Annotated in this window: 8 protein-coding genes and 1 pseudogene; 2 read left to right on the top strand and 7 right to left on the bottom strand. The window is 58.1% G+C overall.

Going from position 1 to position 12,420, the window contains the following annotated elements; translation table 11 throughout:
- The 7 genes and pseudogenes from ALO64_RS26385 to glgA form a co-directional block, all read right to left on the bottom strand.
- Positions 1 to 150 (bottom strand): annotated as a pseudogene (locus ALO64_RS26385) (acyl-CoA dehydrogenase); the annotation flags it as partial.
- Entirely contained in the window at positions 147 to 2,330 is a 2,184-nt protein-coding gene (gene glgX / locus ALO64_RS16135; protein WP_044343922.1) for a glycogen debranching protein GlgX, read from the bottom strand. The gene glgX and the pseudogene ALO64_RS26385, both read right to left, overlap by 4 nt.
- Positions 2,331 to 2,488: 158 nt before the next feature.
- Positions 2,489 to 2,887 (bottom strand): DUF2934 domain-containing protein, encoded by a 399-nt coding sequence (locus ALO64_RS16130; RefSeq protein WP_044343913.1) that lies wholly within the window; start codon positions 2,885 to 2,887, stop codon positions 2,489 to 2,491.
- A 17-nt stretch (positions 2,888 to 2,904) separates the two neighbouring features.
- Positions 2,905 to 5,700 (bottom strand): malto-oligosyltrehalose synthase, encoded by a 2,796-nt coding sequence (locus ALO64_RS16125; protein WP_044343914.1) that lies wholly within the window; start codon positions 5,698 to 5,700, stop codon positions 2,905 to 2,907.
- Complete coding sequence (malQ, locus tag ALO64_RS16120; protein ID WP_044343915.1) at positions 5,697 to 7,775, bottom strand: 4-alpha-glucanotransferase; 2,079 nt, start codon at positions 7,773 to 7,775, stop codon at positions 5,697 to 5,699. The genes ALO64_RS16125 and malQ overlap by 4 nt, the downstream gene beginning before the upstream one ends.
- Positions 7,765 to 9,588, bottom strand: coding sequence for a malto-oligosyltrehalose trehalohydrolase (treZ, locus tag ALO64_RS16115; protein WP_044343916.1), 1,824 nt, complete (start codon positions 9,586 to 9,588; stop codon positions 7,765 to 7,767). Before treZ ends, malQ begins: the two co-directional genes overlap by 11 nt.
- 15 nt (positions 9,589 to 9,603) lie before the next feature.
- Positions 9,604 to 11,202 (bottom strand): glycogen synthase GlgA, encoded by a 1,599-nt coding sequence (gene glgA / locus ALO64_RS16110; protein ID WP_044343917.1) that lies wholly within the window; start codon positions 11,200 to 11,202, stop codon positions 9,604 to 9,606.
- A gap of 407 nt (positions 11,203 to 11,609) precedes the next feature.
- Between glgA and ALO64_RS26550 the strand changes: the two genes are divergently transcribed.
- Together ALO64_RS26550 and ALO64_RS16105 are read left to right on the top strand one after the other, a co-directional pair.
- Positions 11,610 to 11,741 (top strand): hypothetical protein, encoded by a 132-nt coding sequence (locus ALO64_RS26550; protein WP_268794407.1) that lies wholly within the window; start codon positions 11,610 to 11,612, stop codon positions 11,739 to 11,741.
- A gap of 103 nt (positions 11,742 to 11,844) precedes the next feature.
- Entirely contained in the window at positions 11,845 to 12,336 is a 492-nt protein-coding gene (locus ALO64_RS16105) for a GNAT family N-acetyltransferase (protein ID WP_004658555.1), read from the top strand.
- Positions 12,337 to 12,420: the final 84 nt, after the last annotated feature.

The raw sequence follows: 12,420 nt of genomic DNA, 5'->3' as shown, positions 1-12,420 counted from the left end.
CCGCCAGCGCTCAAGTGTCTGACCGCTGGCAGGCAGGGGTAGCTGATCAAGACCTTCGTTGACCAATGCCTGCAAGCACTCGCCCAGCGCACGCGTATCGGCATAACCGTGCTTGCGCCAGTCGAGAAACTCACTCAAGGCATCAATCATTGCTGGTCTTCGCGCTTCAGTTCGAACAGCAGCAGCGAGCGCGGCGTGACGGTATATTGCGAACCGAACGCAAAGTGCTCCTTGCTGCGTGCATCATCCTGATTGGTGTCGATCAGGCACTCATAATGGGTGCCTTCAGGCACTTCCGGCAGGGTGAAGTTGACCCCGTCGTGGTGCGCGTTGACGACCAGCAGCAGCGTAGCGTCGGCACCTGGACGACGGATACCGGTTTCCTGTGCACGGCCATCCATCAACATGCCCAGGCAACGGCCATTGGCATCGTGCCATTGCTCGACACTCATCTCGTTGCCATCCGGAGCGAGCCAGGTTACGTCCTTGACGCCGATTTCTTCGTTGTAATCGCCCACCAGGAAGCGACTGCGGCGCAGAATCGGGTAGGTCTGACGCAGCTTGATCACGCGGGTCACGAACTTGAGCAATGCTGCGCCGTCCTCGTCCAGATCCCAGTTGATCCAGCCAATTTCGCTGTCCTGACAGTAGGCATTGTTATTGCCGTGCTGGGTACGGGCGAACTCGTCACCGGCGACGATCATCGGCGTACCTTGCGCCAGCAGCAAAGTAGCGAAGAAGTTACGCATTTGACGCAGACGCAGGGTGTTGATTTCCGCGTCTTCGGTCGGGCCTTCGACGCCGTGGTTCCAGGACAGGTTGTTGTTGCTGCCGTCCTGGTTGTTTTCGTCGTTGGCTTCGTTGTGCTTGTCGTTGTACGACACCAGGTCGTGCAGCGTGAAACCATCGTGCGCGGTGATGAAGTTCACCGACGCCTGTGGACGCCGACCGCGCTGGTTGAACATGTTGCCGGAGGCGGTCATGCGTGCCGCGAAGTCTGCCAATTGGCCTTCGTCGCCTTTCCAGAAGGCACGTACGGTGTCACGAAACTTGTCGTTCCACTCCATCCAGCCTGGCGGGAAACCGCCGACCTGATAGCCACCTGGGCCACAGTCCCAAGGCTCGGCGACCAGTTTGACCTGACGCAGCACCGGGTCCTGACGGCAGGCGACCAGGAAGCTGTGACGTTCGTCGAAACCATCGTGGTAGCGACCCAGAATGGTTGCCAGGTCGAAGCGGAACCCGTCGACATGCATTTCCGAAGCCCAGTAACGCAGGGAGTCAGTGACCATCTGCAGTACGCACGGGTGGCTCAGGTCGAGGGTGTTGCCGGTGCCTGAGTCATTGATGTAATAACGCTTGTCGTCCGGCATCAGCCTGTAATAGGAGGCGTTGTCGATACCGCGCATGGACAGGGTAGGGCCAAGCTCGTTGCCTTCGGCCGTGTGGTTGTAGACCACATCAAGAATGACCTCCAGCCCGGCATGATGCAGGTGCGCAACCATTTCCTTGAACTCGGCAATCTTGCCACTCGCCAGATAACGCGGGTCTGGCGCAAAGAACGCAATACTGTTGTAGCCCCAGTAGTTGGTCATTCCTTTTTGCAGCAGATGCTGATCGTTGACGAAGGCGTGTATCGGCAGCAGCTCGACGGAGGTCACACCCAGCTTGCGGATGTGGTCGACAACGGGGGCTGATCCCAGACCGGCAAACGTGCCGCGCAGCTCTTCGGCAACTTCCGGGTGGCGCATGGTGATGCCGCGCACGTGGGTTTCATAGAAAATGGTCTTGTCCCAAGGCGTACCGACGCGCTGATCGCGGCCCCAGGTGTAAGCCTCGTCGATCACCTTGCTCTTCGGTACAAAGGGCGCGCTGTCACGTTCATCGAAGCTCAGGTCGCCGTCAGGATGACCAATGGTGTAACCGAACAATGCTTCAGACCACTTCAATTCGCCGACCAGTTGCTTGGCATACGGGTCGATCAACAGTTTGTTGTGGTTGAAGCGATGACCGTTTTTAGGGTCATAAGGGCCGTAGACGCGATAGCCATAGATCAGGCCCGGGTGCGCATCGGGCAGGTAGCCGTGATACGTCTCATCGGTGTATTCCGGAAGTTCGATGCGTTCCAGTTCGATTTCACCGGTCGAGTCAAACAGACACAACTCTACTTTGGTGGCGTTGGCCGAAAACAGGGCAAAGTTGACACCCAGGCCGTCCCAGCTAGCGCCGAGAGGAAAGGGAAGTCCTTCACAAATGCGAGACGGGGTGCTGCCTGGATTGTCTTGCGGGGCTGAATTATCTTCTGCCGTTGTAGTGGACTTCGTATTCATGATGACTTCCTGACGTCGAATGATTTTCTGAGCGGCCAAGGCCGCTATCGAAGCCACGAAGGCTTCAATATTGACGATAAAGTATGGGGGTGTAGCAGGCCTCATCTCCGATCAGAGTGCGACCTGCAACAATGGACTGGCGCCCGGCCAGAAGAGTTTCAAGAATTCGACGGTTTGCGTGGCTTCTTGGCAGCAGGCTTGGCTGGGGCATCAGTTGGCGCAGCGGTAGCCGGCTTGGATTTGGGAGCAGGCTTGGGAGCCGCCTTGGCCGCTGGCTTTGGCTTGGCTTCAGCTGCGGGCTTGGCCGCTGGCTTTGCTGCTGGTGCTGACTTCGCCACAGGCTTGGCCGCGCCCTTGGCAGGCGCCTTGGCTCTGTCTACTTCAGGCAGCTTGGGCTTGCTCGACTTGCGCACGCTGGACTTGTCAGGTGCCAAGGCTTCTGCTTCTGCAAGCTTGCGCGCCATCTCCCAGTGACGCTCGTCGTGTCCGGAGGGCTTACCCTCGGACTCCCAGATTTGGTAAGCAAAATCGCGAATTCTTTTTTCGTCGGCACTCATCTTGAGACTCCCAGCTATTACATAGTTTGAATAAGCAAATTGACGGAAAATCTTTCAAGCGCTGCACTGAGCGGTATCTCCCGAACGTGTGTTGCGACACCGTCGGAAAAGAGTCCTTTCCAGTCAGATCCAGAGTCGGCAAACGGAAGCATAATCCGTGTGTCGCCCCAATTGGCAGCATTAATCAATGGAGTTTGCGCAGTACCCAATAGTTCACTGCTTGTGCGTGGGACTACGATGATAGCGCGCACTCCTTGTGTCTCCCGGGCAAAAGCCATCACGTGCCCGGCGTGGCTACCCTTTATTTCCAGAGGCTGATAACGCCCCTCGCTGAACAGCGTTGGGTGCTCGGCACGCAGGTTCAAAACCTTCGCAATCAGCGCCTGTTTGATGCGGCCATCCTGCCAGTTATCGAGCAGGTCGGAAGCGCTTGCATCTTCTGCCAGCGCTTTCTGTCGGGCTGCATAATCAACCGGTCGCCGGTTGTCCGGATCCACCAGGCTGAAATCCCAGAACTCGGTGCCCTGATACAAATCGGGAACACCGGGTACGGTCAAGCGTAGCAAGGTTTGCGCCAGACTGTTGAGTGCCCCGGCGGTCGCGATACGATTGGCCGTTGCACTCAGTGACTGGCGCAACGCCAGCGCTTCAGGAGCCAACAGCAAACGTTCAAGAAATTCGCGGCAAGCCGTTTCGTAAGGCTGATTCGGCGCGCTCCAGCTGCTTTGCAGCTTGGCTTCGCGCAGGGCTTTCTCTTGCCACTGCACCATGCGCTTCGCGTATTCCTGGTGAGCTTCTTCGCCCTCCAGGCTCAGCGGCCAGCTGCCCAGCAAGGCCTGATAAAGCATCAGCTCGTCACCCGCACTGATGGCCGGTTCTTCGCCTTTAAGCGGCACTGCCAGCTGTCTCCAGCGTTCTACCTGTTCGGCGTACCACGGCGCACATTCACTCAGGACCGCAAGGCGTGTACGTGTGTCCTCGCCACGCTTGTGATCGTGCGTTGCAGTGGTCAGCAAGTTGTCGGGGAATTTTTCCAGACGCTCCAGGCAGACCTGATGGAAGTCTTCCACCGGCGCACTGAAATGCTGCGGATGAAAGCCTACATCGTTGCGCGACAACAGCACTGCAGAGCGATAGAACGAGGTGTCCTCAACCGACTTGGCGGCAACCGGGGAGGTCAGTTGCTGGAACCGTACACACGCATTCTTGTACAGCTTGCGCAACGGTCCGCGTGGCAGTTTGCGCCACGCTTCGCCACCCAGCCAGCGTGCCAGATAATCCAGCACTGGCCAGTCGCCTTCGTTCAAAGTGGTGCGAGCGCCTTCCATTGCCTGCTGGAAATACTTGTCGTCCTGCGCCGAGCGGCCGCATACCGAGATATAGGTGCGATAAATCGGAAAATTGACGATCAGCGCGAGCAGGGCACGGCGAATTGCACCCAGCGTGAGGTCACGACTCATCAGGTCGCTGCGTGCAACTTGCAGCAACGACTGCGCGACGTTCTCGAAATCGCCCGCCAGTGTGCCGTGCAGGACCAGGTCCCGGGCCACCAGCACTTCTTGATCGAAGTCAGCGGTACGTTCTGTCAGTCGACTCCACAGCTCTCCAAGTGGCTCTTTGCCCTTGGGATCGTGTTGCAGCAGCGAGACCTGATTCATGAACTCGTAGCCAGTTGTACCGTCCACGCTCCAGTCTTCACGCAACGGCTCATCCGGCCCCAGTATTTTCTCGACGAAAATAGGCAGATGATCAATGCGCGCCTCGGCAGGACGCAGCTTGAGCAGGCTTTTTACCCGGCGATGCAGCTTGCGGCCGTAGCCGCGCGGGTTGGCCAGCCCATCGATATGATCGATCCGCAACCCGTCAACCAGGCCGTCGGCAATCAGCTGGAATATCTTGCCGTGGGTGGCTTCAAATACCTGCGGCCGTTCGACACGCAAACCACCTAGCTCGTTGATGTCGAAGAAGCGCCGCCAATTGATGTCATCACCGGCAGTACGCCAGCTGGCCAGACGATAGTGCTGACGTTCCAGCAACTGATGCAGACGCTGAAAGCCTTCCGGCTTGCTGGAGTCGAAGTGCGCAAGGATCTGCTCGATGCCTTTGAGCACCTGCGGATCTTTCGCCAGCTCGGCCAGCTCGGTTCTGGCCTGACGTGCACGTTCGTAGGCCTGCGGGTATTGAGCAAGCGCAGTGAAGCGCTGGCCCATTTCCTTCAATTGCGGGTGTTCGACTGCCTGAAGCAATGAATCATAGGTCAGCGGGCAGATCGGGAAATGATGCGGGAAATGATGCTGGTAGTGCTCGATATAAAACATGCCGCGCTCGGCGTTGAAGCGCAGCGGGATTTCTCCGGCCTGCAGGACGGTGCCGTAATCGCTGCTCAGAAACGGCAGCAGCAACTGGCCTTCCAGCAACGGATCCGGCGAATTCCACTGAATGTCGAAGAACTCGGCATACGGGCTGCGCCGACCCCATTCGAGCAGGTCCAGCCACCAGGGATTGTCTGCACCACCGACGGCCATGTGGTTGGAGACGATGTCGAGGATCAGCCCCATGCCGTGTTCGCGCAAGGCCGATACCAGACGCAGCAGGGCAGGCTCGCCACCCAGTTCCGGGTTGATGACGGTCGGGTCGACGACGTCGTAACCATGCATTGAGCCAGCACGCGCCTTGAGCAGCGGCGAGGCATAGACATGGCTGATCCCCAGACTGGCGAAGTAGGGCACCAGCGGCACCGCATCGTCGAGCGTGAAATCTTTATGAAATTGTAAACGCTGGGTAGCGCGCAAAGGCTGTAATGGACGGGTCATTGGTCACGCTCCGCAGCTTGCAGCCGGGATTGGGAGAGCAATTCCAGTCGTCGAGCAGCATTCGGGTTATCAAGCAAGGAGGCCGCATCGCCGGGGAGGCGTCTGCGCCAGTTCGGGTGGCTGTCAATGGTGCCGGGCAGGTTGGCCTGCTCCTTGACACCCAGCGCATCTTCCATCGGTAGCAGCACCAGTGGAGCGCGCGTGTGACCCAGATAGCGAATGCTCGCGTCGATGATCTGCTCAGGCTCTTCGCTGTCGGACGGCAGGCTTTCGACGTTCTGACTCAAGGCTCGGCACAGGCTTGCATATTCGCGCCCGCGTTCTTCACGCCATTGCGATTTATGTTGCTCGTCGATGTGACCCAGCTGGGCATTCCACTCGATATCCAGCTCGCTGAGCCAGCCTGCCAGTGTCGGCAAATCGTGGGTACTGGTGGTGGCCAGTGCCTGGTCCGACCAGTCAAGGATGGGCTTGAACTGACCGTTGTTCTGTTCGAAGAGCAGCACACGCATGCCCAGAATCGCCCGAGCGCTGAGCTTGTCGCTGAGACCTTCAGGCACAGTTCCAAGGTCTTCACCGAGCACAATCGCCTTGTGCCGCCAGGATTCCAGACTCAGCAGGCGAAGCATGTCGTCCAACGGGAAATTCAGATACGCGCCTTCGCTTGGAGGCGCCCCCTGAGGGATGACCCATAGCCGCTGCAAGCCCATGACATGGTCGATACGCAACCCGCCGGCATGGGCGAAGTTGGCCCGCAGCATCTCGATGAATGCGCGAAAACCGTTACGCTTGAGGCCGTCCGGTGAAAACGCGGAAATCCCCCAGCTCTGGCCGGCACGATTGAGAATGTCGGGTGGTGCGCCAACAGTCAGAGCCGACAGCAACTCGTCCTGACGACTCCAGGCCTGACTTCCGGCACCATCGGCACCCACTGCCAGGTCGGCGATCAGGCCGATGCGCATGCCACTGCTGCGTGCGGCAGACTGCGCACGCTCCAGGCCGCGGGCGATGAGCCATTGAGCGAATGCATGAAAACTGATGTGCTCGCTGTGCGCTTCGGCAAATGCTGCGACGGCGTCACTACGAGGGTCTTTGAACTCTTCCGGCCATTCATGCCAATTGTTGCCGATATTCAACGTTTCGGATTCGGCACACAGCGCTTCGAAGCGGCAGTGGTTCTCCAAGGCCTCGCCACCGCTGTGGCGGAAGCTGTTGAAGTCTTCGTGCAAGGGGTGATCACCCGCACTGAACCCTTCGTACAGCTTGTGCAGCGCTTTCCACTTGGCTTGGGCAGCAGCAGGCCAGTCAATCAACTGCTGCGCTTCCAGTTGCTTCATTCCGTCGCCGACGCGCGCGTCTTCTATCGCCTGACGCCATGCATGTTCACCCAGAATGGCACCGGGCGACGCATACAGGCTATTTAGAAACAGTCGGCTGGACGGCGAATAAGGGCTGTAACGGTGTGGATCACTGGCGAACATTGCATGGATCGGGCTGATGCCCAGCGCATCGGCACCGCGCTCTCCGGCAGCGCGAACAACCTTCTCCAGTGCTTCCGTATCGCCAAAACCGCCATCGCCCTCGCGGCGCAGGCTGTAAAGTTGAGCAGTCAGACCCCAGCCATGTGGCTTCGGCGCATCGGTGGCCATTGCCATGCTGAAACAGGTTTTAGGGGCGACAGCGATGGTCAGATGTTGACCGGCAATCTCCAACTGTTGATAGCCGGGCGGTGCCAGCGCTGGAAGTTCGCCGGACGCGGTTAGCCTGGCGTCCAGCGATGAACCGTCTTCTAGGTGCAGCGTGAATGGCGTTTGCGGCGCAAACCACTCGGACAGATCCAGATTACTGTCCACGTCGACCGTCAGCAGCGGCGGGGCGCTTTTGCCGTGGCTGGCGTTTTGCAGGCTTAACAGGCTGGCATCGATAGCCTCGCCGTTTTCGGCCGGATAGCCCAGCGCTTCCAGAACCTTGCGCAGTACATCAGGGCTGACAGTCTGCGGCCGAGCGTTGGCATCGACCCAATGCACCGATAGCCCTGCCTCGGTCGCAAGCCTCTCCAATTGCTCATTGTTCATCCTGTTCCTCCAGAACATCACTTGCTGTCAGGCTGACAATGGCCGTGTAAGGATTGAGGATGGCCTGCGGGGAAAGTTCGGACGATTTTGCGGCGCTGGAGAATATCTGCCGGGCATTTTGCTGCGGCGGAGCATCGACAGTCTGTTCGCTCAGGTTCAGGTCGATACGCAGTTCGCTGCCATCGCCAAGCGCCCAGCGTGCACTGACTGCCTTGTCGCCGAGAATATCGGTTTTCAGGAAGCGTGCACCGGGCAGGCGTGGCACGATTTCCTTGTGCCGCAAAGCCAGCAACTGTGTATAAAAGTCGACCCAGCTGCGGTGATCCAAGCCTTTGTCGGTCTCCAGATCAACTGCCGAAAACGCCGGACGTGATGCCTCGAATGTCTTGATGTCGTTCGGGTCGGGAATGTGCTCGCGCTTTTCCGGATCGGCGAATGCGGCAAAGTCGGCGAACTCCTTGCGACGTCCTTCGCGCACCGCATCGGCCAGTTCGCCATGGTGGCTGGTGAAGAACAGAAACGGTTCGCTGGCCGCCCACTCATCGCCCATGAACATCAGCGGAATCATCGGCGAAAGCAGCAACAGGGCGGTTGCGGCCCTCAGCGCAGCAGGCGTGCACAGCTGCGGCAAACGCTCACCGAGTGCGCGGTTGCCGATCTGGTCATGGTTCTGCAGGAACAATACAAAGGCAGTTGGCGCAAGGTGGCCGCTGGGCTCTCCTCGCGTGTGTCCATGCCGCGTCTGTTCGCCCTGATAGACAAACCCTTCGCTGAGCAGGCGCGCAAGCTTTTGCGTAGGCTCCTGAGCGAAGTCGGAATAATAGGCGTCGGTTTCACCGGTCAGCAGCACGTGCAAAGTGTTGTGCCCGTCGTCGTCCCATTGTGCATCGAAGCCTTTCTCCAGAAGACCGGCCTGGTTGAACTCGTTCTCAAGGTTCAGCCACACGTGCCTGCCCGGCTCGATCTGGCCGCGTACGCGAGTTGCGAATTCTGGCAGGAACGTTTCGTCGCGAATGGCATGCACAGCGTCCATGCGCAAGCCGTCGATGCGGTATTCCAGCAGCCACATCAGCGCATTGTCGACGAAGAAGTCGCGCACCTGCGGGCGGCGAAAATCAATGGCATCGCCCCACGGGGTATGCAGATCGCTGCGGAAAAACTCCTTGGCGTAACTTCCCAGGTAGTTGCCGTCCGGGCCGAAGTGGTTGTACACCACGTCCAGTATCACCATCAGGCCAAGACCGTGAGCTGTATCGATCAGGTGCTTGAGCTCTTCCGGTGTGCCATAGGAAGATTGCGGGGCGTAGTGCAGAACGCCGTCGTAGCCCCAGTTGCGATCACCGGGAAACTGCGCAAGCGGCATCAGCTCGATCGCGGTAATGCCCATTTGCGCAAGGCGCGGCAGGTGTTTTTCCACCGCAGCATAGCCGCCCATCGCACCTACGTGCAGCTCATAGATCACCGCCTCATGCCACGGCCGACCTTGCCATGAGGTGTTTTGCCATGAATAGACCAGAGGGTCCACTACGAAGCTTTGAGAATGGACATCGTCGACCTGCGCGCGGGAGGCGGGGTCAGGCACTTCCAGTTCATGGTCGATTTTGAAGCGGTATCGAGTGCCCGCTTCGCAGCGGGCCTCAAGGACGAACCAGCCTTCCGGCTGGGGCAGCATGGCCAGTGACTGAACACCCTGGCCATCCTGGAGTTCGACATTTACGTAGTTGGCATCCGGTGCCCAGAGGGCAAACCGGGTGTGTTCGGGGTCTAGCAAGACGGCGCCGTGGCGCCAGTTATCGTCTGTACGCAGTGGCATCCATTGATCCTTAAACTAGTAGTTGCTGGAAATGCTCACGTTTTTCTTCAACAGGTCGCGGTAGAGATCTGCGTAGGGCTCTACTGCCTGATGCCAGTTGAAGGGAGCAGCCATTGCACGGCAGCGCATGGCGTTGAACAGCTCACGGTGGGCGAATACCTGAAACGTGCGGTTCAGGGCTTCGGTGTAGCTTTCGATGGTTGATTCTTTGAACAGGAAGCCGGTCACGCCGTCCTCGATTGTGTCCGCCAGGCCCCCGGTGTTGCGTGCGACAGGCAGGGAGCCGAAGCGTTGCGCGTACATCTGGCTCAGACCGCAGGGTTCATACCGCGATGGCATCAACAGAAAATCACTGCCGGCGAACATGCGTCGAGCGTCGGTTTCATTGAAGCCGATACGTACACCAATGCGCCCCGGGAAGCGTGCGGCCAGCTCGCGCATGGCATCTTCTTCCTCGGGCTCGCCGCGACCGATAATTGCGATTTGTCCGCCGTTGTTGACGATGTGCTCGGCAACCCCGATGGTCAGGTCCAGGCCTTTTTGATACACAAGGCGCGAAACCACTGCATACAGGGGCCCGGTCGAGGCATCCAGCTCAAACAGCTCACGCACATAGTCGGCGTTGATTTCCTTGCGCGTCCATTCGTTGGGCGCGAAGTGGCAGATCAGGTGTTCGTCGGTCGCTGCATCCCAGCTTTCGTCGATTCCGTTAGGGATGCCGCTGAGCTGACCCTTGTTAGCCTTGCTCTGCAGAAAACCTTCCAGGCCGCAACCAAACTCTGGCGTGGTGATTTCCCGAGCATAGGTGGCACTCACGGTCGTAATGTGGCTCGCGAAGGCCATGCCTGCCTTGATGAAGGACAGCTTGCCGTAGAACTCCATGCCTTCCGGGGTGATCGCTTCATCTGGAATGCCCAGTTCACGACTCGAAGCGGTACTCACGGTCCCCTGATAGGCCAGATTGTGGATAGTAAAGATGCTTGGCGTGGACTGCCCGCGCCAGCGCATGTAGGCAGGTGCCAGGCCGGCAGGCCAGTCATGGGCATGGACCAGCTCGGGGCACCATTGGCTTTTCACTTCGCCAGCCGCAAATTCGGCAGCCGCGAGCCCCAGACGGGCAAAACGAATATGGTTATCGGACCAGTCGCGGCCATCACTGTCGGCGTAAGGCGTGCCTTCACGCTCGTAAAGCTCAGGGCAGATCAACACATAGATCACAAGGCCATCTTTCATGTCCATGCGACCCACCTTGCAAGGTGGCAGTGCAGCATGCCCGCCCAACTGGCTGATGATATGGATCGGGTTTCCGCTGTTGATGACCTGCGGATAACCTGGAATAAGAACCCGCACGTCATGCAGGTGGCGCATTGCTCGTGGCAATGCGGCGGATACGTCGCCCAGCCCACCGGTTTTCACCAGGTCGGCCAATTCCGAGGTCACGAACAACACTTTGCGTCTGCTGACCTGAGACATGGTCGGCGTAGGCTGAATTGTCGAGGTTGGTAATTGCAGCAAAGGAACGCTCTTGGTAGAGAAGACTGGCAGATGAGTCAGCTCGCCGACAGGCTGGTTAAAACTCTCTCCCTTCTGGGTTTTGACAGCGGCGCTAATCATCGATTTTTCCCCTTAAAACAGTCTTGGTGCATCACTTGATTTTTATTGGCCATTTCCTATGGCCGGGTACACATACGTGCACTAAGCAAGATCAATACCCGTTTGGACCATGCGTAGTGACAAAGCCGCGTGATGTCGCCATTACCGGATGTCAGCCAATAGCATAGATGCTCCATTCACCTGACCGGGGCGTTTTGGAGAAGTTTCGACTTTTTTCTGCGCGAATGTCTGGCAAGGGCTTTGAAGCCGCGCTTGTTGGCACGCTGCAAGGGCCAGCCCGGCAGTCGTTGCGCTTTTTTATGGGTTAAATTCGAGTCCCGAGGGCGCATGACCGGTCGTCGGATCGTTCGACAATCGAGGTCATGCGTTTCTTTTTTATCGAAAAAAACGGGTGAGTGGAGCCGCTCATGAGCCCGATCGGTGCGTCGCGCCTTTTCTGGGTGCGTCTGGCGGTCAATCTGTGGGCGTGGCGAGAAAATTCCTACATCCGCGCTGCGCGCTGGAACATTTTGCAGCGAGGCAGGATAGAATCGGGCTAGACGCTCTAGTCACAGAGCTGGCTTGAAATAACGTGCTGGCCTTAAAGAGTTACCCTTTGACTGATTTTACAGAATCACTTTTATTGAATTGACGAGGATGGAAATGGAAGCCCCCGAGGTATTGGTACTGCAAGCGAGTTACACGAATCCCGTGCACGCTGATGCAATTGGATTTGTGCTGAACGAATATTCGATGGATGTCATGGGCACAGGTCGGCCGCTGTCGAGCGATGCGCGTCAGCAGTTGGCTATCGAGCTGGCCAAACGTCCCTACGCTTTCAGTGTGTTGGCGTTCATTTCCGGAGAGCCGGTAGGGCTGGTCAATTGCTTTGAGGGTTTTTCAACCTTTGCCTGTCGTCCGCTGGTCAATATTCACGACGTTGCGGTCGTCGCTCAATACCGCGGCATGGGCATCAGCCAGAAAATGTTGCTCAAGGTGGAAGAGATTGCACGCCAGCGAGGTTGCTGCAAACTGACACTTGAGGTTCTGGAGGGCAATGAGGTAGCTCAAGGTGCCTACAGGAAGCTCGGTTTCGACAATTACCAGTTGAGCCCTGAAATGGGGCGTGCCATGTTCTGGCAGAAGGCGCTATAAAGTACGCAGCAGGTTTGTGTGCAGCCGTGTCGGGTATAAGGGAAAAATGTTCAGCAGAATCGGACAGTGAACCGCCCCGGGTTT

Origin of the sequence: Pseudomonas meliae, from assembly GCF_001400515.1 — a bacterium.
In the GTDB taxonomy this organism is placed as follows: Bacteria; Pseudomonadota; Gammaproteobacteria; order Pseudomonadales; family Pseudomonadaceae; genus Aquipseudomonas; species Aquipseudomonas amygdali.
Note: the sequence above shows the minus strand (reverse complement) of the source record. Positions and strands in the feature narration are given on the sequence as shown.

Coding starts and splice junctions, on each gene's coding strand:
- ALO64_RS16105 (WP_004658555.1), top strand. CDS start 11,845: ATGGAAGCCCCCGAGGTATTGGTACTGCAAGCGAGTTACACGAATCCC.
- ALO64_RS16130 (WP_044343913.1), bottom strand. CDS start 2,887: ATGAGTGCCGACGAAAAAAGAATTCGCGATTTTGCTTACCAAATCTGG.
- malQ (WP_044343915.1), bottom strand. CDS start 7,775: ATGAACAATGAGCAATTGGAGAGGCTTGCGACCGAGGCAGGGCTATCG.
- glgX (WP_044343922.1), bottom strand. CDS start 2,330: ATGAATACGAAGTCCACTACAACGGCAGAAGATAATTCAGCCCCGCAA.
- ALO64_RS16125 (WP_044343914.1), bottom strand. CDS start 5,700: ATGACCCGTCCATTACAGCCTTTGCGCGCTACCCAGCGTTTACAATTT.
- treZ (WP_044343916.1), bottom strand. CDS start 9,588: ATGCCACTGCGTACAGACGATAACTGGCGCCACGGCGCCGTCTTGCTA.
- glgA (WP_044343917.1), bottom strand. CDS start 11,202: ATGATTAGCGCCGCTGTCAAAACCCAGAAGGGAGAGAGTTTTAACCAG.
- ALO64_RS26550 (WP_268794407.1), top strand. CDS start 11,610: ATGAGCCCGATCGGTGCGTCGCGCCTTTTCTGGGTGCGTCTGGCGGTC.